This window comes from Apolloniradiicaulis salifontis (genome assembly GCF_053756655.1).
Genome location: NZ_CM132387.1, coordinates 2,491,077 through 2,516,619 on the forward strand (window position 1 = coordinate 2,491,077; position 25,543 = coordinate 2,516,619).

A 25,543-nucleotide genomic window follows, 5' to 3' on the forward strand; every position below is an offset into this window, starting at 1 on the left:
TTTACTCCGCCGCGGCCTTGCCGCTATTTGCGCCGGGGTTCAGCCAGGCCATGCGGGCGCGCAGCCGCGCTCCGGTTTTCTCGATCTCCTGCTCCATGTCGGCGCGCAGCAGGGCTTCGTATTGCGGCTTGCCGGCCTGGTTCTCCAGGATCCAGTCGCGGGCGAAGGCGCCCGACTGGATGTCGGTGAGCACCTCCTTCATGCGCGCGCGGGTCTCGGCGTTGATGACGCGCGGACCGGAGACCAGATCGCCGTACTTGGCGGTCTCGGAGATGAAGTCATGCATGCGCGTGATGCCACCCTCATACATCAGGTCGACGATCAGCTTCAGCTCGTGCAGGCATTCGAAGTAAGCGATTTCAGGCTGATAACCGGCCTCCACCAGGGTTTCATAGCCGGCGGTCACCAGCTCGGTCGCGCCCCCGCACAGCACGGCCTGCTCGCCGAACAGATCGGTCTCGGTCTCCTCGGCGATGGTGGTTTCGATGGCGCCGCCGGCGGTGCCGCCATTGCCCTTGCAATAGGCCAGCGCGGTCTCGCGCGCCTTGCCGCTTTGGTCTTGATGCACCGCGAAGAGGCTGGGCACGCCGCGCCCGATTTCAAATTCGCGCCGCACCAGATCGCCGGGACCCTTGGGCGCCACCAGGATCACGTCGATATCCTCGCGCGGGCGGATCTGGCCGTAATGGATCGAGAAGCCGTGAGCCACCATCAGCGTGGCGCCGGCCGCCATATTCGGCGCAATGTCCTGCTCGTAGACCGCCTTGTGGCTCATGTCCGGGGTCAGAAGCGCAATTGTGCCCGCCTTTCTTGCAGCCTCGGCCGGGGTGAAGGTGTCAAACCCGTCGGCGGCGGCGCGCTTTTCCGCCTTGCCGCCCGGACGGGCCCCGACGATCACCGTATGGCCGGAATCGCGCAGGTTTCGGGCGTGGGCCCGGCCCTGGCTGCCATAGCCGATGATTGCGACGGGACCGGTCAGGTGCTCGGCGCTGGCGTCGTCGTCGGTGTAGATCGTGGTGGGCATTGTTCTGGTCTCCGTGGCGATGTGAGGATCCTCCGGGGACGCAAAGAAAAACCCCCGCTCCGGGCTGGAGCGGGGGTCCTTGGCGTCTTGGAGGATTTTGTTATCCGTCAGACAGGGGCCGCCGCTCCGGGTATGGAGAGAATAAGGACGAGGACGGTAAGAAGGACGAGCGAGCTCACAGCGACGACCACCCGGTCGTCACGCTGCTTGGTCTTCGCAATGGTGTTCGCGTTACGCATGCTCTTGTCCCTTCGGCGGGCCGAACTTTTACGCCGGGACGCCCTTGCGGCGGCTCGACGACGACCCGAGAACGTTACGGGGGAAAGCGGTTCGCCGTAAACCCGCTATTTGTCCGGACGTATGAAAAAAATTTTCGGCTATATATTTCAATGTTTTGACTCTGTGTTTTCGCAGCTGCAGCGCAAAAATGATGCATTTGCGCAACAGGTATGGTGTTGACGCGGCGTCCGGGCCAACGTCACTCTGCCCCATCAGCGCAGGAACAGCGCGCCTCGCATGTGGAGAGTGACATGGCCGCTTCGGCGACCCAGCTTGATGTGATGACCGCCGCAGCTCCGGCCGCGACCGTGATCGCGCGCGTCACCGTCACGACCATTATCACCACCGACATCATCACCACTCTCCTTACCGGGGGAGCGGGACGGCGCGGGCTGAGGTAGACCACCTCCACACCAACCCGATCCAACCCGCTCCCGGCTCCGGAAGCGGGTTTTTTCTTGTGCAAAATCCAGACCCTGATCACGCAAATTCAAGACTGACCCCAAGGCGACCGAAGGATCTCCCGCCATGAATTCCGCCCCGAATGATCTCGCCCAGAACCGGCGCCTGTGCGTCCTCAAATTCGGCGGATCGGTGCTGACGACCGAGACCTCCTACGCCGAGGCAGGTGCGGAGATTTATCGTCATGTGCGGGCGGGCGAGAAGGCGATCGTGATCGTCTCCGCCCTGTTCGGCGAGACCGATCAATTGCTGGCCCAGGCCGAAAAGCTGGGTTCGGACGCAAGCGCCGCGATGACCGCCAAGCTGGCGCGCCTGGGCGAGTACCGCTCCGCGGCGATGATGGGTCTGGTTCTGGCGCGCATGGGCGTTCGCGCCCGGGTGCTCGACCCCCATGAGATCGGGCTGGAGGCCGAAGGCGACCCTCTGGACGCCGACCTTGCGCGCCTTGACGAGGACGCCCTGGCCGAAGCGCTTGAGCAAAACGAGGTGGTGGTGGTGCCGGGCTTCACCGCAGGCCACGCACAGTACGGCGCAGCGACGCTGGGCCGCGGCGGCACCGATCTTACCGCCGTGTTCTTCGCCGCGAGGGCGGGCGCCCAGCGCGCCCGGCTGATCAAGGACGTGGACGGGGTCTATACCGACGACCCGGCCAAAGACCCGTCGGCGAAACGCTATGACCGGCTGGATTACGACACGGCGCTCGCCTGCTCCCACGGGCTGATCCAGCCCAAGGCCATCGAAGCGGCCCGCGCCGCCGGCGTGCAGCTGGAGGTCGCCGCCATGGGCGCCGGCGAAGCCAGCTGCGTCAGCGCCGGGCCGGCCGTCCTGGGCCGGGCGCGGGTGCAGCCGCCTTTGCGCGTCGCGCTTCTGGGCTGCGGCTCGGTGGGGTCGGGGGTGCTCGACCATATGAAGGCGCGCCCCGATCTGTTTGAACTCAACCCGGTTCTGGTGCGCCGCCCTGAAAAACGCGAGGGCGACGAGCGGGCTCTGTTCACCGCCGATATCGGCCGCGCGCTTTCGGGCGGCCCCGATCTTGTGGTGGAGGTCATGGGCGGCGCCGATGATCCCGCCGCCATCATGCAGGGCGCCCTGGAAGCCGGCGCCGACGTGGTCACCGCCAACAAGGCCGCGGTGGCCAAGCATTACGCGGCCCTTCACGCCAGCGCCTCGAAGGGCTCCTCACGCCTTGAGTACGCGGCAGCCGTAGGTGGCGGCGTCGTCATGGTGGAGACGGTGAGACGACTTAAACACGGCGGCATCGCCGCGGTGGAGGGCGTGATGAACGGCACGGCGAATTTCATCCTGTCGCGCCTTGAATCCGGCGCTGATTTTGAGTCCGCCCTGATCGAAGCCCAGGCCAAGGGCTTCGCCGAAGCTGATCCCAGCGCCGACGTGGACGGCCACGACGCCGCCGACAAGCTGTCCATCCTGATCCGCGAAGCCTTCGGCGCCGATCTGCCCCCCGGCCGCATCCCCAAGGCCAGCCTGTCCCGGATCACCGCCGAGATGAGCGCGGCGGCGCTGAAAGACGGCAAGGTGTACAAGCAGATCGCCCGCGCCCGGCGCACCGCCGGCGGCGGCGTCGACGCCGAGATCGTGATCGAGCCGGTGAGCCGCAACCACGCCTTCGCCGGGGCGGTGAACGAGGAAAACCGCTGCCTCATCACCGCCAGCTCCGGCCGCGTCCACGCGCTTTACGGCAAGGGCGCCGGGCGCTGGCCGACGGCTGCAGCGGTCTTCGCCGACATCATGGACATCGCAAGACACCGGGCGTCAGATGGCGCGATGTCCGGCAGGCCGGCCGCCGCGAGCGTGTCCCCTCGCCTCGCGGCGGCCGCGCTGAACCGGGCGTAGGGCCATGAAGGAGTTCGCGATGATCGCCCGTGCGCGCGCCAGCGCCCCCGCTTCCATCGGCAATGTCGCGGTGGGTTTTGATGTGCTTGGACAAGCCTTCGACGCCCTGCGCGACACCGTCACCGCCACCCGCGAAGACGCCCCCGGCGTGCGCCTGGGCGCGGTGACCGGCATTGTCTCGTCGCTCCCCGGTGAGGTGAGCCGCAACACCGCGCTGGCCGCCGCCCACGCCGTGCTGGAGGCCGCGGGCGCCGGCTTCGGCGCGCGTCTGGACATCGACAAGCAGATCCCGCTCTCGGCGGGCATGGGCGGCTCGGCGGCCTCGGCGGTCGCCGGTGCGGCGGCGGCCAATGCGCTTCTGGACACGCCCTTCGATACTGCGGCGCTTCTGCCCTTCGCGCTTGCCGGAGAAACCGTGAGCGCCGACCCGCCGCCCTGGGACAATGTCATGGCGAGCCTGCACGGCGGCCTGGTGATCGCCGCGCGGCTGGAGACCGCCCTTATTCGCAAGCTTCCCGTGCCCGCCGGGCTGCAGGCCGTGCTCATCCACCCCGAGGCCGAGATCGAGACCCGCGCCGCGCGCGGCGTGCTCAAGCCGCAGATTCCTTTGTCGACCGCCGTGGAGCACTCGCGCCGGATCGCCGCCTTCACCCTGGGCTGCGCCACCGGCGACCGCGACCTGCTACGGGCGGGCCTGGAAGACATATTGATCGAGCCCCAGCGCCGTTTCCTGCTGCCGGAGCTTCCTGCGGTGAAGCGCGCCGCGCTCAGCGCCGGCGCCCTTGGCTGCTCCTTCTCCGGCTCCGGCCCGTCAGTGTTCGCCTGGAGCGAGGACGCGGACGCGGACGCGGTGGAGGCCGCCATGCTCGCCGCCTTCAAGGCCGCCGGGCGCAGCGCCAAGGCCTACCGCGCGCCGCCCGACAGCGCGGGCGTGCGCCTTGAAGAGCCGGTCGTCGAGGCAGCCCCGTCATGAAACTCCAGTCCACGCGGGGCGGAAACCCCGTCTCCCTGTCAGAGGCGATCATGCGCGGCCAAGCCGGCGATGGCGGGCTTTTCATGCCCGAGCGCCTGCCCCGGACTTCACTGGACACCCTGCCCGACCGCGCCGGACTGGCGGAGACGGCGGCGGCGTTCCTGGCCCCCTTCTTTGACGACGACGCGCTGGCCGGCGCCCTGCCGGATCTGTGCGCGGATGCATTCAGCATCGATGTGCCGCTGATCCAGCCGGATTCAGGAAAGCCCGGCCTTCACGTGCTGGAGCTGTTTCACGGCCCCACCGGCGCGTTCAAGGATTTTGGCGCCCGCTTCCTCATGGGCTGCCTGGACCGTCTGGGGAATCGCGACCAGCCCTTCACCGTGCTCGCCGCCACCTCCGGCGACACCGGCGGCGCGGTGGGATGCGCGGCGGAGGGCCGCGACGGGGTGCGCGCGGTCATCCTCTATCCTCAGGGCCGGGTTTCGGCGTTTCAGGAGCGCCAGCTCACCTGCTGGGGCGCGCCGGTGGAGGCGTTGACGATCAGCGCCGATTTCGACGCGTGCCAGCGCCTGGTGAAGGAGGCGTTCAGCAACACGGCCCTGAACCGGCGCCATCGCCTCACCAGCGCCAACTCCATCAATATCGCCCGCCTGCTGCCCCAGGCCGCCTATCTGACCTGGGCGGCGCGGCGGGTGTTCGGCAGGACCGGGCGGCGGCCCGGCCTGATCCTTCCCACCGGAAATCTCGGCCACGGCGTCGCGGCGACGCTGGCGCGCACCTGCGGCGCGCCCATCGGCGAGATCGTTCTGGCCACCAACGCCAACGCGACCCTCGCCGACTGGGCCGCCACCGGCCGCTATGATCCGCGCGCCTCGGTGCAGACCATCGCCAACGCCATGGATGTGGGCGCGCCCAGCAATTTTGAACGCCTGGACGAGATGGTGGACGCGCCGCCGCGGGTGATGCGCGTGGATGACGAGGCGATCCGCGCGCGCATCGCCGCCGAGCACGCCCAAAGCGGGTATGTGGCCTGCCCCCACACCGCTTGCGCGCTTGAGGCCCACGCCCGTCTGAGCGAGGCCGACCGGCGCGCGCCCTGGATTGTGGCGGCCACCGCCCATGCCTATAAGTTCGCCGACATCGTCGAGCCGATCATCGGCGGGACAATCGCGCCGAGCCCCGCCCTTGAAAGCGTGCTGTCGCGCGCCACCCGCTCGCACCCCTGCAATCCGGACCTGGCGGCGCTGGCCGCCGCACTGGATCAGTTCATGAAAGCCGACGCATGACCCGCCGCCCCTCCCGCACCCTGATCGAAGGTCCCTCGCGCGCCCCGGCCCGCGCCATGCTGCGCGCGGCGGGCTATGACGATGATAGGATGGCCAGACCCATGGTGGCGATCGTCAACACCTGGACCAACGTCACCCCCTGCAACATGCATTTGAAGGACCTGGCCGTCGAGGCCGCCCGAGGCATCGAGGCGGCCGGCGGCACGGCGGTGGAGTTCAACACCATCGTGGTGACCGACGGCATCGCCATGGGCACTGAAGGCATGCGCGCCAGCCTGATGAGCCGCGACTGCGTGGCCGATTCCGCCGAACTGGCCGTGCGCGGCCATTGCCTCGATGCGGTCCTGTTTCTGGTGGGCTGCGACAAGACGCTGCCCGGCGCGGCCATGGCGGCGGCGCGCATGAACCTGCCCAGCGTCGTGCTTTATGGCGGCTCCATCATGCCGGGCAAGCTCGGCGACAAGGCGCTCACCGTGCAGGACGTGTTCGAGGCTGTGGGCGCGTGCGCGGCCGGCAAGATCAGCGAAGACGAACTTCACAAGGTGGAAAAAGCCGCCTGCCCCGGCGCCGGCGCGTGCGGCGGCCAGTTCACCGCCAACACCATGGCGCTGGCGCTGTCCACGCTGGGGCTCTCGCCAATGGGCCTCAACGACGTGCCCGCCGTCCATCCCGATAAACCCGCCACCGCTTATGAGGCCGGACAGATCCTGATGGCTGCGCTTCAGGCGGATATCCGCCCGCGCGATCTGGTCACAGCAAAGTCGCTGAAAAACGCCGCCGCGGCGGTGACGGCCACCGCTGGCTCGACCAATGCGGTGCTTCACCTTCTGGCCATTGCGCGCGAGGCGGGGCTCTCCAGGGCCGAGTTTGATCTTGACCAGTTCGACGCCATCTCGCGCGCGACGCCGGTGATCGCGGATCTCAAACCCGGCGGCCGCTACATGGCGCCGGACATGAGCGCGGCCGGCGGCACGCGGCTTCTGATCCAGCGCCTGCAGGCGGGCGGCCTGATTGAGGATGCGCCCACGGTTACCGGCAAATCCCTGTTTGAAGAAGCCGCCAGCGCAACCGAAACCGCCGGTCAGGACGTCATCCTTTCCGCCGACAAGCCGCTCAAAAGCCGCGGCGGGTTCGGCGTGCTCTACGGCGATCTGGCGCCTCTGGGCTGCGTGGCGAAGCTCGCCGGCCATGACCGGTTGAAATTTGAAGGCCCGGCCAAGGTCTATGATGGCGAGGAGGCGTGCTTCGCCGCCATCAACGCCGGCGAGATCGAGAAGGGCGACGTGGTGGTGATCCGCGGCGAAGGCCCGGCGGGCGGGCCCGGCATGCGCGAAATGCTCGCCGTCACCGCCGCCATTCAGGGCGCCGGGCTGGGCGACGACACGGCGCTTATCACCGACGGCCGCTTTTCCGGCGCGACCTATGGCTTCATGGTCGGCCATGTGGCCCCGGAGGCCGCGCGCGGCGGCCCCATCGCCTTTATCCAGACCGGAGACGTGATCACCATCGACGTGGACGGGCGCCGCATCGACGTGGCGGCCGACCTGAAAGCGCGCATGGCGAAGGGCTTCACCCCGCCGGAGCCGCGGTATCGCTCGGGCGCGTTTGCGAAATACGCAGCCCTTGTGGGCTCGGCCAGCGAAGGTGCGGTGACGAGCTTCCCGTTTGACCGGGACGAGGCCTGAGACCATGGGCGAGACGACAAGCCCGACCGGCGACATCATTCGCGCCCGCGCGGGCGCTGAAACCCTTGCGACGCTGGAGGCGCTGGAGCGTCAGGTGTTGTGGCTGGCCAGCTGGACGATCCACAACGCCAACCATGTCCGCCCCAGCCGCGACGGGCTCAAGGTCGGCGGCCATCAGGCGAGCTCGGCCTCGCTGGCGACGATTCTCACCGCGCTCTACTTCCATGTCCTGCGCCCGGAGGACCGCGTGGCGGTGAAGCCGCACGCCAGCCCGGTGTTCCACGCCATCCAGTATCTCATGGGCCGCCAGACGCAGGAAAATCTGGAGCGGTTTCGCGGCTTCGGCGGCGCGCAGTCCTATCCCTCGCGCACCAAGGACTATCCGGAAGTTGATTTCTCCACCGGCTCGGTGGGGCTCGGCGTCGCGGCGACGCTCTTCGCCTCGCTGGTGCAGGATTACGTCCACGCCCACGGGCGCGGTGATCCCGGCGCGCGCAAGGGCCGCATGATCGCGCTGGTGGGCGACGCGGAGCTTGATGAAGGCAATGTCTACGAGGCGCTGCTGGACGGCTGGAAGCACGACATCCAGAACACCTGGTGGATCATCGACTATAACCGCCAGAGCCTCGACGGCGTCGTGAACGACGCCCTGTTCAAGAAGATCTCCGGCATGTTCGACACGCTGGGCTGGAACGTCACCACGCTGAAATACGGCAAGCGGCTGGAGGCGATCCGCGGCGCGCCCGGCGGCGAGGCGGTGCTGGACTGGATCGATAAATGCGAAAACCAGCTCTACTCCGCCCTCACCTTCAAGGGCGGCCCGGCCTGGCGCGAGCGCCTGAAAGCCGAGATCGGCGAGGCGTCGGGCGTCAAGGCGCTTCTGGACGACCATGACGATGCGTCGCTGCACGCGCTCATGACAAATCTCGCCGGTCACGACATGGAAACGCTGGTGGACGCGTTCGCCGCCATCGGCGACGACCCCGATCCGCAATGCGTCATCGCCTACACCGTAAAAGGGTTCGGCCTGCCGCTGGCGGGCCACAAGGACAATCACGCAGGTCTCCTTACGCCTGCCCAGATGGAGACCTTCAAGACCGGCGTGGGCGTCGCCGAGGGGTCTGAATGGGAGCCCTTCTCCACGTTCTATGATACGGCGAAAGCGCCGGGTCGCTCCGCCGGCGACACCACCAGCGCGGAGGCCGCACGCCACTTCATCAAGTCGGCGCCCTTCATGGGCCGGCCCGAAGACCGGCCCGCCCCGCCCACCGTGTCGGTCCCGCCTCTGCCGGTTCCGCCGGGCGCGCACATGTCCACCCAGGAAGCGTTCGGCAAGATCCTTCTCAACGTGGCGCGCCAGGGCGGCGCCTTCGCCGACGCCATCGTCACCACCTCGCCGGACGTCACCGTGTCCACCAATCTGGGCGGCTGGGTGAACAAGCGCCGGCTGTTTCACCGCAATATCGCCGAGGACATCTTCAAGGCGGAGAAAATCCCCTCCGCCCAGATCTGGCGGCGGGGCCCGGACGGCCAGCATATCGAGCTGGGCATCGCCGAGCACAATCTGTTCCTCTTACTGGGTCAGCTGGGCCTCGCCCATGACTTCTTCGGAGAGCGGCTTCTGCCCATCGGCACGCTCTACGATCCCTTCATCAATCGCGGCCTCGATGCGCTGAATTACGCCTGCTATCAGGATGCGCGCTTCATGGTGGTGGCGACCCCGTCAGGCGTCACGCTGGGCCCCGAAGGCGGTGCGCACCAGTCCATCCACCCGCCCGTCATCGCCATGGCCCAGCCGGGGCTCACCTACTTTGAGCCCATCTACGCCGACGAACTCGCCGCCGCCATGAAATGGGGCTTTGAGCATATGCAGGCGCTAGACGGCGGCGCGGTGTATCTGCGCCTGTCCACCCGGGCGATTTCCCAGGAAAAGCGCGACACGGTTCCAGACGGCGCCATCCGCGACGGCGCCTATTGGCTGCGCGAACCTGCGCAGGGTTCAAGGCTCGCCATCTGCTTCACCGGCGTCATGGCGCCGGAGGCGCTGGAGGCCTGGGAGGAGGCGAAGGCGATCGATCCCGGCGCCGGGCTTCTGGCCGTCACCTCGCCCGACCGCGCCCATCGCGGCTGGACGGCCGGACGCAAATCGCGTGTGCGCGATGAATGGACCCGCCCCAGCGCCATCGATCATCTCCTGTCCCCGCTCGCCCCGGACGCAAAGCTCGTCACCGTCATCGACGGCGCGCCGCAGGCGCTGTCCTGGCTCGGCGGCGTGAAAGGGCACCAGACCACGGCCCTGGGCGTGGAGACGTTCGGTCAGACCGGAGATCTGCCTGATCTCTACGACGCGTACGGCATCAGCGCCGCGCGCATCGCTCAGGCCTGCGAGGATGCGTTTCTACCCTGAAGTAGCAGGCGGATCACGTGGTCACGCATGACGGCCTCTTCTTGACGACGCGCCCGCTGGGGACAAACGGCGGGACTCTGAGCCTGAGCAGCCTCGCGCTGGACAGAGCTTCGCGTGACGGGCGATAAACGGATCACGCTTCAGGATCGCGCCCATGCTCGCCCGCCTGCCGGCCCGCTTCGGGCTCGCCCTGCTCACTGGTTATAAATACGCGATCTCGCCGGTGTTCTATGCGCTCGGCGTGCGCTGCCGCCATGCGCCGACCTGTTCTGTTTACGCCGCCGACTGCGTGCGCGATCAGGGGCTTTGGCGCGGAAGCTGGCTAGCTCTGGGGCGGATCCTGCGCTGCCGGCCCGGCGGCACCCATGGCTATGACCCTGCACGCCCGAGGACCGATGCTCCGAGCTGGAAGATCTGGGCCTTCCGGGAGCGGCCCGCCCGCCCCGTCGAGCAGCAGGAGGCGGATGCATGAGCGTGTCGGTGATCATGGTCAGCTATCGCACCGGGCCGGTCCTGTTTGATGCGATCGACGCGGTGCTGGACGCGCCGGACGTGGACGAGCTGGTGGTGGTCAATCACGACAACCCGCCCGCCGACGAAGCGCGCCTCACCGCCCTGGCTGCGGCCGAAGACTCGGTCAAGCTGGTCAACACCCGCGCCAATCTTGGCTTTTCAAAGGGCTGCAATATCGGCGCGAAGGCGGGCAGCGGCGATTATCTCCTGTTTCTCAATCCTGACGCCATGCTTAGCCCCGGCGTCGCGGCCCGGCTGGTTAAAACCCATGGCGGGCTGGTGGAGCCGGCGATCGTCGGCGCCTTGATCATGGAGGCCGACGGCTCCGAGCAGCCCGGCTCGCGCCGCGGCGAGCTGAGCGTGCGCGCGGCGATCCAGAGCTTTCTGGGCGGGCCCGGCTTTCGCCGCGACCATGAACCCATGCCTTGCACCGCAACGCCCATGGAGACGATCTCGGGCGCGGCGCTGCTGATGTCACGCAGCGGATTTGAAGCGCTCGGCGGATTTGACGAAGGCTATTTCCTCCATGTGGAGGATATCGATCTATGCAAGCGCGCCCGCAGCGCCGGCGGACAGGTCATGTTCGAGCCGCGCGCCGCAGTGCGCCATATCGGCTCCACCAGTGCGGCGAGCCGGCTGAAGATCGAGCGCCACAAGGCCGCCGGGCTGGTGCGCTACTTCTCCCGGCACGGCGGACCGCTGGGGCCGCTGAAGGCGGCGCTCACGGCGCCGGTGATCTATGCGGCGGTGTATGCGCGCGCGGTGCGCCGCTTTGCTTCGTCCCAGGCGAAAGCTCAGGAGGTCGCCTAAGCCGCTGGTGGGAACCCGCCCGCCTTGGCGAGCGCCGAGTAGGTCTTGTGCTTTAACGCGACCTCCTCCAGCCAGATCGCCGTTTCGATGAGCCTGTCCAGATCAAGGCCCGTGTCGTAGCCGCCGCGTTCCAGCAGATACACCACGTCCTCGGTGGCGACATTGCCGGTGGCTTTTGGCGCGAACGGGCAGCCGCCAATTCCGCCGGTGGAGGCGTCGATGACGTCGACGCCCGCCTCCACCGCCGCGTAGACATTGGCGATGGCGGTGTTGCGCGTATTGTGAAAATGCAGGCGAAGGCGCGATTTCGGCGCGGCGGCGCGTACCGCTTCCACGGCCTTTGTCACATGCCAGGGCGTCGCCACCCCGATCGTGTCGCCAAGGGCGATCTCCCGCGCCCCGGCGGCCTCGGCCCGGCGGGCCAACTCTGCGACGCGCGCAATATCCACCTCGCCGTCGAAGGGATCGCCGAACGCCACCGAGATTGTCGCCGACAGCGGGATACCTGCGTCATGGGCGAGCACGGCGATACGGTCCAGAAGGTCGGCGGTGTCCTCCGGCGTGGCGTTCTGATTGCGCTTGCCGAAGCCTTCGCTCGCCACCATCACGAAATTGATCTCATCGCATTTGGCCTCAATGGCGGCGCGCATGCCACGCTCATTGAGCGCCAGACCGATATAGGCGCACTCGCCACGCGGCACGCGCGCCATGATCTCAGCGCTATCGGCCATGGCGGGGACGAGCTTGGGGTTCACGAAGCTCGCCGCCTCCATCCTCGAGACCCCGGCGCCGATCAGGCGGTCGATAAAGTCCAGCTTCACGCCGGTGTCCAGAAGGACCGGGTCGTTCTGAAGCCCGTCACGCGGGCCGACTTCGACGATCTCGATGCGCCGCGTCATGGGGCGTCTCCTTCGGTCTGAGTCTCACGCGGACAGCCGGTGAGGATCACGATCAGCGTGGTCTCGGCGCCGCGCGAATAATTTATCCCGTCCACCGTTTCGAACGCGCAGGCCGCATTCACCAGGGTCTGGAACTGCGCCGCGCGGACCTCTTCGTCTCCGAGACTTTCGGAGCCTTCATACCAGCGCGCGACGTCCAGCACATAGATCGCCGCTGCGGACGGGTCGGGGGCGAGCGCCACGATCTCCTCCGGACTGGAGAGGGTGAGATCGCCGCCGGTGAGGAAGGCGAAGCTCGGCTCGCTGTAGCTGGAGATCAACGGCGCAGGCGCGCCCCCGCGCTGAAGGGCCGCCACGGCGCCGGCGGCCGGCGCAGAGAGGAACAGATCCTGCGCCCCCGGCGCCACGACGCCGCGCGCTGCGACGTGCCAGATCAGCCCGGTCATCAGCAGGCCGGCGAGCGCAGCCAGGGCGCGGCGTCGCCATACCATCACCGCCCCGGCGGCGGCGGCGACAATCAGAACCGCGCCGAATATGTAGGCCAAGGCTTCCGGACCGCCGAAGTTCACCGCCACATAGCGCATGGCCGCCGCGTAGATGAACGCGCTCAGGACCAGAAGCCCCGTTCCCACGACAATCCAGACCCGCGCCGTCTCCCGCAGCCGCTCGAATCCCAGACCCGCCAGAACCGCCAGCGCCGGGTACGCCGGAAGCACGTAATGGGGCAGCTTGGTGGGCAAAATCTCGAACAGAATCCAGGTGGGCAAGGCGAAACAGGCGATCAGCTTCGCCGCCAGGCCCGCGGAACGGGCGATGGGCAGCGACGACGCGCGCCAGTCCTTCACCGCCGCACGGAGTCCAGCCGGTAGAAGCGCGATCCCTGGAAAGAAAAGCAACGGTAAAAGAACAAGATGGAGCCCCGGAGCCCCCCCGTGCCCTTCATCGCCGGAAACCAGTTTCGGTCCCAGATCGCCACCCAGCGCCTCAGCCAGGAAGCCGCCGCCGGTGGCGATCTGCACCGCGATCAGCCAGGGCAGCGCCAAGAGCACGGCCAGAAGCGGTCCCGGCCAGAAGGCGAGCGGAAGCGCCCATTTGATCCGTCGCTCCAGCGCGCACAAGACGACAACGGCGAGGCCCGCGCACAGCGGCGCCACCGGCCCTTTCACCAGCGCGCCGGCGCCCAGCGCCGCCCACCAGATCACCGCCCATAACCGTGCTGAATTGCGCCGCCTGGCCGGATCCGCGATCTCAGCACTTTGGCGCAGTGCAATGAAGGCGAGAAAGGCGAGCCCCACTGTGGCGGTGAGCATGGCGTCGGTCTTGGCGATCCCCGCCTCGACGCCCAGAAGCACGCTAACGCCGAGCAATCCGCCGGCGGCCAGACCCGCCCCGCTTGAATACAGCCGCGCACCGGCGAGCGCGGTGAAAGCCGCCGCCAGCATGGCGCCCAGCACCGATGGCAGGCGATAGGCCCAGATCTCGCGCGCCGCCTCGCTGGAGACCGCAGCCACCGACGCCGCCTGAAGCCAGTGGATACCTGCCGGCTTCTTGTTGCGGGCGGTGTCCAGAAAGCGGATCTCCACATAATTTCCGCTCTCCAGCATCTGAGCGGTGGCCTGCGCGTAGCGGGCCTCGTCGCGGTCGATCACCGGCAAAGTGAAAACGCCCGCAAGCCCGGCGGCCAGCGCCAGAAAAGCCGCAGCAAGGGCGGCTCTGAAGGGCGTGAACCAGCTGTCGAGCGGCGACATGTGTGGGAGAAGCCTTTCGCGCCAGCGGAAAAAAATGCGTGCTTGCTCTTGCGATATGGGTATGAAACGGCCCAAGCCATTGCGCAAGCGCACCAGGTAAGCCGTTGGCGCGCAGAATGAGACGCCATGACCAACACTGCAACCGCCGACCTTCACCTTGCCCGCTCTCCGATCCTTTCGGTGGTCGCCCCCATGCACAATGAGGCCGGCAACGCAGCGCGCCTGGCCGAGGAGATCTACGCGGTCCTCAAAGACCGCGATCACGAGATCATTCTGGTCAATGACGCCAGCACCGACACCACGCTGACCGAATTGATGGACGCCAAGATCCGCGTGCCCACCCTGCGTGTGGTCAGCCACCGCGCCAACGCCGGCCAGTCGCGCGCGGTGCGCACCGGGGTGATCTGCGCGCGCGGCCAGGTGGTGTGCACCCTGGACGGCGACGGTCAGAACCCGCCTGAATTCATTCCGGCCCTGGTTGACAAGCTTCTGCGCGAGAACGCCCCGGCCGCGCTGGGCATGGTCGCCGGCAGCAGGGTCGGGCGCCAGGACAGCGCAACCAAGAAATTCGCCTCACGCCTGGGCAACGGCGTGCGCAAGCAACTCCTGAACGATGACGCCGACGACACCGGCTGCGGGCTCAAGGCGTTCAAGCGCGAAGCCTATCTGCTGCTCCCCTTCTTCGACCACCAGCACCGATTCCTGCCCGCCCTGATGAAGCGCGAAGGCTTTCTGGTGGAGTTTGAAAGCGTCGGTCACCGCGCCCGAGTCGCAGGTCGGTCAAAATATACCAATCTGGGCCGCCTTTTCGCCTCACTCAGCGATATGCTAGGTATTATGTGGCTCAACAGCCGGTCCAGACGGCCTGGCGGTTGGGACGAGACGTGAAACCCGCCGCCTCGTTGCGGCGTTGATATGGTCTCAACGGGGGAAGGAGACATCCATGGCTGGTCCAATGGGGAGCGGCGTCGCAGTGGGGCTTGCGAGCGCTGATCAAGGCAACAAACAAGGCGGGGGGCTTAACGTGTTCAATATTTTCCCATTAATGCTCATTCCGGTGCTGATCTATGTGGTCGTCGCCTTCACCACGGCGATCGCCGGCGGGGATGCGTCGGCCTTCATCGGCTCCATGACCGAATTCCAGTCCGGGCTTTGCCAGGGCATGGCCAACGCAGGGCCCGACGCGGCGGCCTGCCGGGTCGGCGCGCTGCACGGCACGCTGGTCTCCATCCCGCTGCCTAGCGGGAACTGGGCGATCTCCACCGGCGACATCATCCTGATCGTCAGCCTGCTCTTTCTCTTCGTGGAGATGATCAAGTCAGCCGGTTCGGGCACCTCCACCCTGCTCAATCACGGGCTTTCGGTGGCGACCTTCCTGATCTGCCTGCTGCTTTTCCTTCTGGTGGGCGTGTTTGCGACCTCGGTGTTCTTCCTGCTGACGCTGATGACGCTGGTCGACGTGGTCGCCGGCTTCTCCATCACAGCGATCGCCGCGCGCCGCGACCTCGGCACGTAAGGCCGGGCGATCACCGCACCTGAAAAAGGCCGGCTCCCACGAGCCGGCCTTTTTTATCACCAGGCGATAGGTTTGCGGTCGCGGAAGAAGCCGCCCGTAGGGCCGTCATCGGCGAGCATCGCCAGCCAGACCGGCGTGTCGGCCGCCTCTTGGGGCGTGCGCGGCGCATCCTCTCCACCCATGCGCGTGCGCACCCATCCCGGACAGCAGCAATTGACCTTCACCTGCGGGCCCAGCGCGCGGGCGAACTGGACCGTCACGGCGTTCAGCGCCGCCTTTGAGATCGCATAGGCCGCCGGTCCGTCCAGACCTTGAGCAAAGCTTCCGATCCCCGACGAGATATTGACCACCCGGCCCCAGCCGCGCCGCTTCATGGCCGCGCCGAAAATCCGCGTCAGGGCGTAGGGCGCGGCCGCATTGACGCGCATGGCGGTGTTGAACTCGCGCAAATCCGCTTCGAGAGCATCGCCCGGCGCCATGACGCCGGCATTGTTCACAAGGATGTCAACCGGTCCATGGCGCACCTCGATCTCCACCGCCCGGGCCTCGGCGGCCTGGGGATCGGAGAGGTCCAGCGCCACGCCGATCACGGCGGCGCCCTCTACGCCGGACAGGGCGTGCGCGGCCTCGGACGCCGTGCGGGCGCTGCGACCACCCACAAGAACGCGCATCCCCGGCTCAGCGGCCAGGCGGCGCGCGATTTCAAAGCCGATGCCGCGATTGGCGCCGGTGACGAGGGCGGTGCGTGGCTGGATCATGAGCGCGACTAAAGCCCAAAGCCGCGCAAAGAAAAAGCCCGGACGGGCGAACCGTCCGGGCTTCCTCGTTTCAGGCGTGAGAGACGAGCCTACTGGACCTGGCGATAGGCGTCGCAGGTCAGGCAGGCGGCGTAGAGACCGCGCGGATCGTTCATCATGTTGATCGCCTGCAACTCGCCGGCGGCCGAACGCGCGGCCTGGGCGAACAGGCCCGTGCCGAACAGGCCGTTGGGTCCGGCGACATGGGCGGCCGCATCCGCGCCGAGGGCCTCAAGCAGCTCCTTCAGCGGGTCGGTCTCCTCTTTCACCACGACCACCTGATAGTCCTCAATGCCGGCCATCTCGGCGGCGATGCGGATGGCGTCGTCATAATCGCCGAGCTCGTCCACCAGGCCGCGCTCCAGCGCCTGGGCGCCGGTCCAGATTCGGCCTTGCGCCACGGCGTCGACCTGTTCCAGCGTCATGCCGCGGGCCTCGGCCACCAGGCCGATGAATTGCTGATAGCCGTGCTCGATGCCCGATTGCAGCACGGAATCCCACTCACTGGTGACGCCGCCGGTGAACGAGGGCTGGCGCGCCATGGCCGTGGTGCCAAAACCGTCTTCGGTGACTCCGATTTCGGCCAGCGCGTTCTCGAAGGTGGGAATGAAACCGAAAATGCCGATCGAGCCGGTGATCGTGGTGGGCTCGGCGATAATGCGGTTGGCCGGCGCGGCGATCCAGTAGCCGCCCGACGCGGCGACGCCGCCCATGGAGGCGATGACCGGTTTGCCTTCAAGGCGGGCCATCTCAAGCTCCTCGCGGATCAGCTCCGAAGCGAAGGCTGAACCGCCTCCAGAGTCGATGCGCAGCACGATGGCGCGGACGTTCTCGTCAAGACGGGCCTGGCGGATCAGGCGGGCGTGGATGTCGCCACCGATGGCGCCGCCATCGGCCTCGCCGTCGATGATGGTCCCCACCGCATAGATCACCGCGATGCGGTCGCCGTTCCCGCGGGGCGCGTCGGGCCGGTTGGCCTCCACATACTCCAGAAAGTCGGACGCCTGGACCGCGGCGTTGTCTTCATCAAGGCCGAAGCGATCACCCAGAAGGGTCATGTACTCGCCCCGGCCCACAAGATGATCCACCAGTCCGGTGTCTAGCGCGACAGCGGCGGCGTCTCCGCCGGCGTCGGCCATCAGCCGGGGCAGTTCGTCGCCATAGGCCTGGATGGCGCCCGGCGCGATCCCGCGCGCCTCGCCGGCGACGGCCTTATAGCTTTCCCAGATCTCGCCGAAGACCAGACGGTTGGCTTCTTCGGCGGCTTCGCTCATCTCGTTGCCGAGGAAAGGCTCCAGCGCGGACTTGAACGTGCCGACCCGGTAGACGTTCACGGTCACGTTCAGCCGCTCCAGAAGGCCGGCGAAATAGGTGCGGAAGCTCGCAAACCCGCTGACGTCGGCGGCGCCCATTTCATGCAAGTAGACCTCGTCGGCCTGGGCGGAGAGGAACCAGGAGCCGTTGAAATAGGCGTCGGCGTAGGAGACGATTTGCTTGCCGCTGGCGCGGAACGCGGCCATTTCCGCGGCGATGGCGTGCAGCGCCGCAGGGGTGGCGCCAGTGAGCCCGTCAAAGCGCACGAGAAGCGCCGTAACGTCCTCGTCGGCGGCGGCGATGCGCAGGCCCTCGATCACGTCACGAAGAAGGATCTGATTGGCCTGCCCTCCGCCCAGAAGCGCCGCAGTGAAGGCGTCACCGGGCGAGACCTGCACGGTCTCTTCAACGATGGCGCCCTCGGGCTCGAATTTCAGGACACCGTTATCGGCGAGCTTGAACTCGTCGCCGTCGCCGCTGAAGGCGCCGGAGAGAGACAGGAGCACGATGAAAATCAAGATCAGCCCGAAGACACGAAGAATGCCGTGCTGGACCAGGCCGATCCAGCGCCAGATTGCGGCCGGCACGGATTCGTTGCGAACGTCGGACATGAAGCCCCCTCCAAGACAGAAATTATCCCCGCCCGAAGGTGGACGCACGTTTTCTCCGTGTCCAGCACGGGATGCGTTAATTCTTCGCCATGCTTAAGGCCGGGTCGCCGTTACGCGATCCGCTCGACGCCTTGAACCTCGCCGTCGATCGCCGGCGTGAGCCGCCACACGCTGTCGGAATAGGCGTTGAACTCCCGGCTCTTGCAGGTGTCCACGACCATCAGCTCGGCGCGCGCCTCGCCCGGCGTCAGCGTCAGGTGAAGATAGCCGCGATCATAGGCGTTATGACGCAGAACCTCCGGCGCGGCCGCTTCGGTATAGACCCCGAAATCCACACCGGGCAGGTTGAGCCGCTCAAAGCGCGAGGGCGAGGAAACGCTGGTGACGCCAAACTCGGTCCCCACCCGCGCGCCGGCCTGGTCGTGCAGGTCCAGCACCCAGGCGTTATGGGTGTCGCCGGTCAGCGTAATGAAATCGGCGTTCACCGCCCGCGCCGCGGCATAGAGGCGCTCGCGCTCGGCCGGGAAGCCGTCCCATGCGTCCAGGTTGAACGGGGTGCCGAAAGCGAACCGCTTGATGAAGCCCCAGGCGAGCGGGTCGTTGGCCTGGATCGCCCAGCGCAGCCAGAACGGCATCACCTTGGGATAGTTGGGCGCCGGGACGCGGCCCATGATCACCTGATTGGCGAAGATCCGCCACGGCCGCCCCGCCTCCACTGAGCTTGCCAGCGCCGCAGTCACGTCGGCGAGCTGGCGCTCGCCCAGAAGGGTGCGGCGGTCATCACCGGCCGTGCGCTCCAGCCAGGCGGCGACTTCGGCGCGCGCCTCGGGATCGTCGGGATCGGCGGTGTCGGGATCCACCGGGAAGGGCTCCATGATGATCTCTTCAGAGCGCGCGGTGAGGCGGGTCTCCAGGAAGATCAACGTCGCCAGATCGCCGATCTGAAGGGCGCCCCAGCGCTCATGCATGGGCTCGTGATCGCGCGACGGCGTCCAGGCGCGCCAGGCGCGCAGGGCCGCGTCGCGGCGCTCGATCCAGTCGCCCTCGCCCGGTTGATGGTTCTCCGCGCCGTCCATCCAGGCGTTGTTGGCGGTCTCGTGATCGTCCCAGACCATCACCAGCGGCGCCGCGGCTTTCAGCGCCTGCAGGTCAGGATCAGCCGAGTACTGGGCGTGGCGCCGCGCGTAATCGTCATAGCTGAGGATTTCGTGGGCCGGATCGGGCATGCGCGACAGGCGCTCGGCGTCCTCGGTCGCGTATTCGCCCGGGCCGTATTCGTAGAAATAGTCGCCCAGATGCACCGCCAGATCCACATCGCCGCGCTGGGCGGCGTGGGCGTAGGCGTTGAAGAAGCCGGCCGGGTAGTTGGAGCAGGAGAACGCGGCAATGCGGAACGCCTCCACCGGTCCGGCAGGCAGCGGCTTCGCCGTCCCGGCCGGCGAGAGATGCTCGCGGAAGCGGAAGCGGTACCAGACCGGACGGCCGGGCTCGAGCCCGGTGGCGAGGATCTTGTAGGGCGTCGCTCCGGCGGTAGCGGGGCCTGCGGGCTGAACCGCTTCGGTGAAGACCAGGCGGGCGAAGTCTGGGGTGTCGGAGACTTCAACGCTCATAGGCGCGCCGTCATTACTGGTCACGGCGGTCCAAAGCATGAGCGAAGTCTGATCGGGATCGCCGCTGGCGACGCCGTGCTTGAACGGGCCTTCTCGCGCAGGGAGCGGCTCGAAGCGCTGTTCAGAGCAGGCCGCCAGGCTCAGGCCGGCCCCGCCGAGCAGCGCGCCGCGGCGCGTCAGCTTCATCTCGTTTTTCATGGACACATCCTCCCCGATGCGACCGTAGCAGCCGCGCCGCGCCAGTCTTGAAAACAAAAGGGCCGGCGCGCAAGGGCCCCTCTCCCCTGCGCGCCGGCGGCCGGCCCCGTCTCCCCTCAGGCGGAACCTGCGTTGCTTCCAGTCTAGAACTGGGCCCCGACGCGCAGGCCGATCATGCGCGGAGAGCCCGCGATGAAGGTCGGGATTCCGAACGCGTCGCCGGTATTGCCCGCATCGATGATGTACTCTTCGTCCAGCAGGTTATCGACGAAGGCCACCGCGTAATACGCGTCGCCCGGCGCGTCGTAACGCACTTTCAGATCGATGATCCCGTAATCGCCCTGGCGCTCGTCCTGAACCGCGTCGGTGAGGTCGTTGTCGTTATCGAAGAAGACTTCCGACTGCCAGGTCCAGGTGGGAATGATCGAGAGACGGCCCACGGGCAGCTCGAACTCGCTCAGCAGGCCCAGCGACACCGCGTGGTCAGGCGACAGGCGGAAGGTGTTGCCGGCGAACTCCTGGGTGTTGCCCTGGTCGTCGGTGTCGTCGAACTCGGAGAAGTTATAGGCGTAGGTCGCAAACAGCGTCGCGAACTCGTTGATCGTGTGATCAAGCTGGGCCTCGAACCCGTACTGCGTCGCGGCGCCGGCGTTGTCGGTGACGAAGTTGGCGGTCTGCGGTTCGAAGCGGCCGGTCTGGAAGTTCTGGTACTCGGAATAGAAGACCGAGGCCTGCAGCGTGGTGGCCTCATAGGTCCAGAACCCCCCCACTTCGTAGCTGTCCACCAGCTCGGCGGGAACTTCGACAAAGAGGCTCGGCACGGTGGAGTCGAATGAGATCACGTCCGGGCGGCGGCCGCGGGCATAGCTCGCCCAAACGTTCAGCACGTCGGAGACGTCGTACTGAGCGGCGAAGCGCCAGGTGAAGTCGTCAAACTCGCGCGTGCCGGACGACACCACCTGGCCGTTCGGCGTGGACGGCAGGAAGAGCGTATTGGAGAAGGTCACGTTGTTGGGGCCAAAGGCGTTCCAGCCATAGAGCGACGCCTCTTTCTCTTCGCGCGTCCAGCGCAGGCCCGCGGTGAGGTCCAGCCGATCGGTCAGTGCGTAAGTGATGTCGCCGAAGATATCGAACGCGGTGGTTTCGCCCCGATTGGCGGTCTCTTCCAGATAGAAGCTGCGCAGGGGCACGATCTGGCCAAATTGCAGGAAGGCCGGGACCGAGATCGTCAACGGGTTGAACGGATTGTCAAAGCCAGCCGCATTGGGCACGCCGTTCAACGCCAGCAGGCCTTCGACCGTGGCGACGCCGAAGGCGCCCGCGATCTGCGGCGCCAGGAAGGCCTGGGCGACAGCTTCATTGCTGGCCAGCGGAATGCGCTGGGAGCCGCTTTCGTAGAAATAGGACCCGCCGACGAAACCGGTCAGGGGGCCGCCATTGTCAAAATTGAAGCGAACCTCCTGGCTCCACTGGCGGCCCGAAGCGTCCTCTCCGACCACCAGAAGCGGTGCTGCGAAGCCGTCCGGATCGAAGATCTCGACCGACTCGAATGCACGCCAGCCTGAGATCGAGCTCAGCGACCAGGCGTCGTTGATGACGTAGTCGGCCAGCGCCGTGACCCCGTAGACTTGGCGGTCGATGCCCAGCGGCGCGCCGCCTTCAAAACCGCCGAACGTATTCAGCGCGGCCGGGTCCCAAGGCGCGATCGACGCGCCCGGGGCGGGCGGGATGACGCCGGACTTGAAGCTGGTTCCGCCTTCAGGAGTGTCGGTCTGGTAGTTGGCGATGACGTCCAGGGTGAAGCTGGAGGTCGGCTCCCAGCGCGCGGCGCCGCGGACGGCGGACAGCTCAACCCCGTTCATGGCCTCGCCGCCCAGAAGGTTTTCCACATAGCCGTCACGCTGCTTGTGGGCGCCGGCGAAGCGCAGCGCGAAAGTGTCGGTGATCGGCAGGTTCACATGGCCGCGTGCTTCGTAACGATTGTAGTCGCCGACCACGCCTTCAATGGAGGCCGTATAAGCTTCGGTGTCGGCCTTGTTCTGGATCACATTGATGCCGCCGATGAGCGCGCCGCGGCCGAACAATGTGGCTTGCGGGCCCTTGGCGACTTCCACGCGCTCGATGTCGAACAGCTCGATATAGGCGCTGCGGGCGCGCGAGATCGACACGCCGTCCTGAAACACCGCGACGCGCGCTTCACCGGTGGCCGCGCCGTCGTCGGAAGTGATCCCGCGGATAACGAAGCCGGGATTGTTCGGGCTTTGCTCCTGTACTTCCAGGCCCGGCACGAAGTCGGACAGCTCGTCGAACTGCTCCACGCCCAGAAGGTTCAGGCGATCCTGACCATAGGCGGTCAGGTTGATGGGCACGTCAGCGAGCGATTGTTCACGCTTCTGGGCGGTGACGACGATCACGTCGGTCGCCACGCGCGCCGTATCGGACACAGCGTCCTGGGCGTGGGCGGGGACGGCGGCGAGCGCCACAAGCGCGGCGCAAGCGGACAGGCGGGCCTTGAAGGTCATGAGCGGATTTCCCCTTGAGTCTTTGAAAAGACGATTCCCCCGCGCGCCGGGAAAGCCATCACACTGGCCATACCCGCGGGTAGTGACGCTTCCTTTTCGAAGCGATGACAGGTATTTGACGCAGGTGCAGCAAAGCCCGGCCCGTGGCCGTGCAGACACAGGATGACCCGCCCCGTGAGCGAACCGGCTGAAATCTTCGAGCTTGTCGCCGGTCCTGAAGCCGCCGGCGAACGCATGGACCGCTATCTGGCGGAGTCCCTCGAGTCGCTGTCGCGCTCGCGCTGCAAGGCGCTGATCGAGGGCGGCCATCTGAGCCTGGACGGCGCGGCGATCACAGATCCCAAAACCAAGGTGCGCGAGGGCGCACGCTATCGCCTGGCTCCCCCGGCGCCGGATCCTGCGACGCCGCAAGCCGAGGACATTCCACTCGACATCCTGTTCGAAGACGCCGATCTGATCGTGGTGAACAAGGCGGCCGGCATGACCGTGCACCCGGCGGCGGGCAACTGGACCGGCACACTGGTGAACGCGCTTCTGCACCATTGCGCCGACAGTCTTTCAGGCATTGGCGGCGTGCAGCGGCCGGGCATCGTGCATCGCCTGGACAAGGACACGTCCGGCGTCATGGTGGTGGCGAAATCAGATCGCGCCCACCAGGCCTTGTCGGAGCGCTTCGCCGCCCATGACGTGGAGCGCGCCTATCTCGCCGTGGTGCGCACCGCGCCCAAGCCGCGCGCAGGCCGGCTGGAGACCCGGCTGATCCGATCCAGCCATGACCGCAAGAAGTTCGCCGTGGTGGACGACCCGGCCAGCAAAGCGGGCCGCCACGCCGTCACCAATTTTGAAACGCTGGCCGGTTACGGCCAGGAGCCCGGCCGCGGCGTCGGCACGCCCATCGCCAGCCTTGTGGAATGCAGGCTCGAGACCGGGCGCACCCATCAGATCCGCATCCACATGGCCCATCTGGGCTGCCCGCTGCTGGGAGACCCGGTATACGGTCACGGCCGCGCGTCCGTTCTTTTGCGCCTTGATAAGGACCGGATTTTCCAGGACTTCCGGCGCCAGGCGCTGCACGCGGCAGTGCTGGGATTCGACCATCCGGTGACCGGGGAGACCTTGCGCTTTGAAACCATGCCGCCGCAGGACATGCAGCGCCTGATCGGGTTCCTCGAGACACTCTAGACGGAGCCGCGCGCTGCGCCCGCACGGGAACAAGCGGTCTGCTGGCTCGTTCGGGCTCTGTTATCAACACGTCAGCGTAAGGGGGCGCCCCAATGCGGGCCTTCATCATCTTTCTGGTCGGCACGGCCATTGCGGTCGCCGGCGTCAGCTACGGCATGATCCGCATGGGCGTGCCCACAGTCTGGATTGGCGTTCTGGTCGCCGTCATCGTCGGGGTCGCCATCGCCTCGGGCGCCAAACTCGCCCTCAAGGACACGAGGACGGGACAAGACGGCGGCTCCGCCCGGACCGACTCTGCAAACAACGAGTAGACCCGCCGCATTCCAGCCGCGCTCTTCCCCTTTCAAACGCCAGCGTCTAAACCGCGCGCCAGTCAGATGCGCTTAAGAGACGCTGGAGTTCTACATGGCCAAGACCCGTAAATGTCAGGTGCTCGTCGTCGGCGGCGGTCCCGGCGGTTATCCCGCCGCAATCCGTGCGGGCCAGCTGGGCCTCGACACGGTGATCGTGGACAAGCACGGCTTGGGCGGCGCCTGCCTCAATCGCGGCTGCATCCCCTCGAAGGCCTTCATCCACGCCGCCTCGCGCTATGAAGAAATGGTCCACACCGCAGAGAAGGGCGAGATGGGCATCTCGCTGGCCAAGCCGCCCGAACTGGATATGGCCGGCCTCACCGCCTGGAAGGACGGCGTCGTGGGCAAGCTCACACGGGGCGTGGCGCAGCTTCTGAAAGCCGCCAAGGTCGAGGCCGTGTCAGGCTGGGCGACATTCTCCAACGCCAAGACCTGCACGGTGGAGCTGGAAGACGGAGAAACCCTCACCATCGAGGCGCAAAACGTGATCCTCGCCACCGGCGCCAAGGAGGCCGAGCTTCCGTTCATGCCGTTCGGCGGGCCCGTCATCGGCTCCACCGGCGCATTGGACCTCACCGAGCGGCCTGAAAGCCTGGTGGTGGTCGGCGGCGGCTATATCGGCCTGGAGCTGGGAATCGCTTTTCGCAAGATGGGCTCACAGGTCGCCGTGGTTGAAGCCATGGACCGGATCCTGCCCTCCTATGACAAGGACCTGATCCGCCCCGTCGAGATGTGGCTGAAGAAGAACAAGGTCGCCCTGCACCTGCAATCAAAAGCCAAGGGCGTGGTTGAGGAGGGCGGCCAGACTTTCCTGGAATACGAGGACAAGGACGGCGAAAACCAGCGCCTGAAGGCCGACCGGATTCTGGTGGCTGTCGGCCGCAAGCCGGTCACGCAGGGCTGGGGCCTTGAAGCCATGGGCCTTGATATGGACGGCGCCTTCGTGAAGATCGACGACCAGTGCCGCACCGGCATGCGCGGCGTGTACGCCATCGGCGATCTGGTGGGCGAGCCGCTGCTGGCCCACAAGGCCACCGCCCAGGGCGAGCTGGTCGCCGAAATCATCGCCGGCCACAAGCGCCGCTTTGATCCCATGTCCATTGCGGCCGTCTGCTTCACCGAGCCTGAGCTGGTGGGCGTAGGCATGAGCCCCGACGACGCCAAGGCCCGCGGCATCGAGACGATCGTGGGCAAGTTCCCGCTGGCCGCTTCAGGCCGCGCGCTCACCATGGACGGCGGCAAGGACGCGGGCTTCGTACGCGTCACCGCGCGCAAACAAGACCATGTGGTCCTGGGCATCCACGCGGTGGGGCTGCACGTCTCCGAGCTGTCGGGCGAGTTCGCCCTGGCCGTGGAGATGGGCGCGAGGCTTGAGGACATCGCCGGCACCATCCACGTCCACCCGACGCTCACCGAAGCCTTCGCCGAAAGCGCGCTGGCGGCCCTGGGCCATCCGATCCATATCTCGGCCTAGGCGGGACCTGGCGCCTGGTCGCC

General features: G+C 67.0%; 21 protein-coding genes. 13 read left to right on the forward strand and 8 right to left on the reverse strand.

Features of this window, described 5'->3' with window-relative positions; genetic code table 11:
• Position 1 precedes the first annotated feature (1 nt).
• A complete protein-coding gene (ilvC, locus tag ACWCOP_RS11955; RefSeq protein ID WP_478248514.1) occupies positions 2 to 1,024 on the reverse strand; it encodes a ketol-acid reductoisomerase in 1,023 nt (340 codons plus the stop codon).
• Between the two features lie 107 nt (positions 1,025 to 1,131).
• The gene (locus ACWCOP_RS11960) at positions 1,132 to 1,263 is read right to left on the reverse strand and encodes a hypothetical protein (RefSeq protein ID WP_478248515.1); all 132 of its coding nucleotides are present in this window, start codon (positions 1,261 to 1,263) and stop codon (positions 1,132 to 1,134) included.
• A 291-nt stretch (positions 1,264 to 1,554) separates the two neighbouring features.
• Between ACWCOP_RS11960 and ACWCOP_RS11965 the strand changes: the two genes are divergently transcribed.
• The 8 genes from ACWCOP_RS11965 to ACWCOP_RS12000 all read left to right on the forward strand — a co-directional run bounded on the left by ACWCOP_RS11965 (position 1,555) and on the right by ACWCOP_RS12000 (position 11,296).
• Entirely contained in the window at positions 1,555 to 1,704 is a 150-nt protein-coding gene (locus tag ACWCOP_RS11965; RefSeq protein ID WP_478248516.1) for a hypothetical protein, read from the forward strand.
• A 127-nt stretch (positions 1,705 to 1,831) separates the two neighbouring features.
• The gene (locus ACWCOP_RS11970) at positions 1,832 to 3,619 is read left to right on the forward strand and encodes a homoserine dehydrogenase (RefSeq protein WP_478248517.1); all 1,788 of its coding nucleotides are present in this window, start codon (positions 1,832 to 1,834) and stop codon (positions 3,617 to 3,619) included.
• Between the two features lie 4 nt (positions 3,620 to 3,623).
• Positions 3,624 to 4,592 (forward strand): homoserine kinase, encoded by a 969-nt coding sequence (locus tag ACWCOP_RS11975; RefSeq protein ID WP_478248518.1) that lies wholly within the window; start codon positions 3,624 to 3,626, stop codon positions 4,590 to 4,592.
• Positions 4,589 to 5,881 carry a threonine synthase gene (gene thrC, locus ACWCOP_RS11980; protein WP_478248519.1) on the forward strand — a complete coding sequence of 431 codons (1,293 nt, stop codon included), beginning with the start codon at positions 4,589 to 4,591 and terminating at the stop codon, positions 5,879 to 5,881. The genes ACWCOP_RS11975 and thrC overlap by 4 nt, the downstream gene beginning before the upstream one ends.
• On the forward strand, positions 5,878 to 7,566 hold the full coding sequence (ilvD, locus tag ACWCOP_RS11985) for a dihydroxy-acid dehydratase (protein ID WP_478248520.1): 1,689 nt from the start codon (positions 5,878 to 5,880) through the stop codon (positions 7,564 to 7,566). The genes thrC and ilvD overlap by 4 nt, the downstream gene beginning before the upstream one ends.
• 4 nt (positions 7,567 to 7,570) lie before the next feature.
• A complete protein-coding gene (locus ACWCOP_RS11990) occupies positions 7,571 to 9,973 on the forward strand; it encodes a transketolase family protein (protein ID WP_478248521.1) in 2,403 nt (800 codons plus the stop codon).
• A gap of 154 nt (positions 9,974 to 10,127) precedes the next feature.
• Positions 10,128 to 10,445: a membrane protein insertion efficiency factor YidD gene (yidD, locus tag ACWCOP_RS11995; RefSeq protein ID WP_478248522.1), complete on the forward strand. Its 318-nt coding sequence runs from the start codon at positions 10,128 to 10,130 to the stop codon at positions 10,443 to 10,445.
• The gene (locus ACWCOP_RS12000; RefSeq protein ID WP_478248523.1) at positions 10,442 to 11,296 is read left to right on the forward strand and encodes a glycosyltransferase family 2 protein; all 855 of its coding nucleotides are present in this window, start codon (positions 10,442 to 10,444) and stop codon (positions 11,294 to 11,296) included. Before yidD ends, ACWCOP_RS12000 begins: the two co-directional genes overlap by 4 nt.
• Here the strand turns inward: ACWCOP_RS12000 and ACWCOP_RS12005 are convergent.
• Positions 11,293 to 12,195, reverse strand: a complete 903-nt coding sequence (locus tag ACWCOP_RS12005; RefSeq protein WP_478248524.1) for a hydroxymethylglutaryl-CoA lyase — start codon at positions 12,193 to 12,195, stop codon at positions 11,293 to 11,295. The genes ACWCOP_RS12000 and ACWCOP_RS12005 overlap by 4 nt on opposite strands.
• Positions 12,192 to 13,943, reverse strand: coding sequence for an ArnT family glycosyltransferase (locus ACWCOP_RS12010; RefSeq protein WP_478248525.1), 1,752 nt, complete (start codon positions 13,941 to 13,943; stop codon positions 12,192 to 12,194). The genes ACWCOP_RS12005 and ACWCOP_RS12010 overlap by 4 nt, the downstream gene beginning before the upstream one ends.
• Positions 13,944 to 14,069: 126 nt before the next feature.
• Between ACWCOP_RS12010 and ACWCOP_RS12015 the strand changes: the two genes are divergently transcribed.
• Together ACWCOP_RS12015 and ACWCOP_RS12020 are read left to right on the forward strand one after the other, a co-directional pair.
• Entirely contained in the window at positions 14,070 to 14,831 is a 762-nt protein-coding gene (locus ACWCOP_RS12015; protein WP_478248526.1) for a glycosyltransferase family 2 protein, read from the forward strand.
• A gap of 55 nt (positions 14,832 to 14,886) precedes the next feature.
• The gene (locus tag ACWCOP_RS12020; protein WP_478248527.1) at positions 14,887 to 15,459 is read left to right on the forward strand and encodes a hypothetical protein; all 573 of its coding nucleotides are present in this window, start codon (positions 14,887 to 14,889) and stop codon (positions 15,457 to 15,459) included.
• A gap of 56 nt (positions 15,460 to 15,515) precedes the next feature.
• Here ACWCOP_RS12020 and ACWCOP_RS12025 read toward each other — a convergent pair whose 3' ends face one another.
• The 4 genes from ACWCOP_RS12025 to ACWCOP_RS12040 form a co-directional block, all read right to left on the reverse strand.
• A complete protein-coding gene (locus ACWCOP_RS12025; RefSeq protein ID WP_478248528.1) occupies positions 15,516 to 16,217 on the reverse strand; it encodes an SDR family NAD(P)-dependent oxidoreductase in 702 nt (233 codons plus the stop codon).
• An 89-nt stretch (positions 16,218 to 16,306) separates the two neighbouring features.
• Positions 16,307 to 18,181, reverse strand: coding sequence for a signal peptide peptidase SppA (gene sppA, locus ACWCOP_RS12030; protein ID WP_478248529.1), 1,875 nt, complete (start codon positions 18,179 to 18,181; stop codon positions 16,307 to 16,309).
• 110 nt (positions 18,182 to 18,291) lie between these two features.
• Entirely contained in the window at positions 18,292 to 19,989 is a 1,698-nt protein-coding gene (locus ACWCOP_RS12035) for an alkaline phosphatase D family protein (protein ID WP_478248530.1), read from the reverse strand.
• Between the two features lie 143 nt (positions 19,990 to 20,132).
• Complete coding sequence (locus ACWCOP_RS12040) at positions 20,133 to 22,511, reverse strand: TonB-dependent receptor (RefSeq protein WP_478248532.1); 2,379 nt, start codon at positions 22,509 to 22,511, stop codon at positions 20,133 to 20,135.
• Positions 22,512 to 22,673: 162 nt separating this feature from the next.
• On the opposite strand from ACWCOP_RS12040, the gene ACWCOP_RS12045 reads away from it, so the two are divergent.
• From ACWCOP_RS12045 to lpdA, 3 genes are all read left to right on the forward strand, one after another.
• Complete coding sequence (locus tag ACWCOP_RS12045; RefSeq protein WP_478248533.1) at positions 22,674 to 23,693, forward strand: RluA family pseudouridine synthase; 1,020 nt, start codon at positions 22,674 to 22,676, stop codon at positions 23,691 to 23,693.
• Positions 23,694 to 23,785: 92 nt separating this feature from the next.
• Positions 23,786 to 24,004, forward strand: coding sequence for a hypothetical protein (locus ACWCOP_RS12050; protein ID WP_478248534.1), 219 nt, complete (start codon positions 23,786 to 23,788; stop codon positions 24,002 to 24,004).
• 94 nt (positions 24,005 to 24,098) lie between these two features.
• Positions 24,099 to 25,520, forward strand: a complete 1,422-nt coding sequence (gene lpdA / locus ACWCOP_RS12055; RefSeq protein WP_478248535.1) for a dihydrolipoyl dehydrogenase — start codon at positions 24,099 to 24,101, stop codon at positions 25,518 to 25,520.
• Positions 25,521 to 25,543: the final 23 nt, after the last annotated feature.

What these genes read in the sequence shown, in the direction of transcription:
- ACWCOP_RS12010 (WP_478248525.1), bottom strand. Translation starts at nt 13,943, where the DNA reads ATGTCGCCGCTCGACAGCTGGTTCACGCCCTTCAGAGCCGCCCTTGCT.
- ACWCOP_RS11975 (WP_478248518.1), top strand. Translation starts at nt 3,624, where the DNA reads ATGAAGGAGTTCGCGATGATCGCCCGTGCGCGCGCCAGCGCCCCCGCT.
- ACWCOP_RS12000 (WP_478248523.1), top strand. Translation starts at nt 10,442, where the DNA reads ATGAGCGTGTCGGTGATCATGGTCAGCTATCGCACCGGGCCGGTCCTG.
- ACWCOP_RS11990 (WP_478248521.1), top strand. Translation starts at nt 7,571, where the DNA reads ATGGGCGAGACGACAAGCCCGACCGGCGACATCATTCGCGCCCGCGCG.
- ACWCOP_RS12015 (WP_478248526.1), top strand. Translation starts at nt 14,070, where the DNA reads ATGACCAACACTGCAACCGCCGACCTTCACCTTGCCCGCTCTCCGATC.
- ACWCOP_RS11960 (WP_478248515.1), bottom strand. Translation starts at nt 1,263, where the DNA reads ATGCGTAACGCGAACACCATTGCGAAGACCAAGCAGCGTGACGACCGG.
- lpdA (WP_478248535.1), top strand. Translation starts at nt 24,099, where the DNA reads ATGGCCAAGACCCGTAAATGTCAGGTGCTCGTCGTCGGCGGCGGTCCC.
- sppA (WP_478248529.1), bottom strand. Translation starts at nt 18,181, where the DNA reads ATGTCCGACGTTCGCAACGAATCCGTGCCGGCCGCAATCTGGCGCTGG.
- ACWCOP_RS12035 (WP_478248530.1), bottom strand. Translation starts at nt 19,989, where the DNA reads ATGAAAAACGAGATGAAGCTGACGCGCCGCGGCGCGCTGCTCGGCGGG.
- ACWCOP_RS11965 (WP_478248516.1), top strand. Translation starts at nt 1,555, where the DNA reads ATGGCCGCTTCGGCGACCCAGCTTGATGTGATGACCGCCGCAGCTCCG.
- ACWCOP_RS12050 (WP_478248534.1), top strand. Translation starts at nt 23,786, where the DNA reads ATGCGGGCCTTCATCATCTTTCTGGTCGGCACGGCCATTGCGGTCGCC.
- thrC (WP_478248519.1), top strand. Translation starts at nt 4,589, where the DNA reads ATGAAACTCCAGTCCACGCGGGGCGGAAACCCCGTCTCCCTGTCAGAG.
- ilvC (WP_478248514.1), bottom strand. Translation starts at nt 1,024, where the DNA reads ATGCCCACCACGATCTACACCGACGACGACGCCAGCGCCGAGCACCTG.
- ACWCOP_RS12045 (WP_478248533.1), top strand. Translation starts at nt 22,674, where the DNA reads ATGACCCGCCCCGTGAGCGAACCGGCTGAAATCTTCGAGCTTGTCGCC.
- ACWCOP_RS11970 (WP_478248517.1), top strand. Translation starts at nt 1,832, where the DNA reads ATGAATTCCGCCCCGAATGATCTCGCCCAGAACCGGCGCCTGTGCGTC.
- yidD (WP_478248522.1), top strand. Translation starts at nt 10,128, where the DNA reads ATGCTCGCCCGCCTGCCGGCCCGCTTCGGGCTCGCCCTGCTCACTGGT.
- ACWCOP_RS12020 (WP_478248527.1), top strand. Translation starts at nt 14,887, where the DNA reads ATGGCTGGTCCAATGGGGAGCGGCGTCGCAGTGGGGCTTGCGAGCGCT.
- ACWCOP_RS12025 (WP_478248528.1), bottom strand. Translation starts at nt 16,217, where the DNA reads ATGATCCAGCCACGCACCGCCCTCGTCACCGGCGCCAATCGCGGCATC.
- ACWCOP_RS12005 (WP_478248524.1), bottom strand. Translation starts at nt 12,195, where the DNA reads ATGACGCGGCGCATCGAGATCGTCGAAGTCGGCCCGCGTGACGGGCTT.
- ilvD (WP_478248520.1), top strand. Translation starts at nt 5,878, where the DNA reads ATGACCCGCCGCCCCTCCCGCACCCTGATCGAAGGTCCCTCGCGCGCC.
- ACWCOP_RS12040 (WP_478248532.1), bottom strand. Translation starts at nt 22,511, where the DNA reads ATGACCTTCAAGGCCCGCCTGTCCGCTTGCGCCGCGCTTGTGGCGCTC.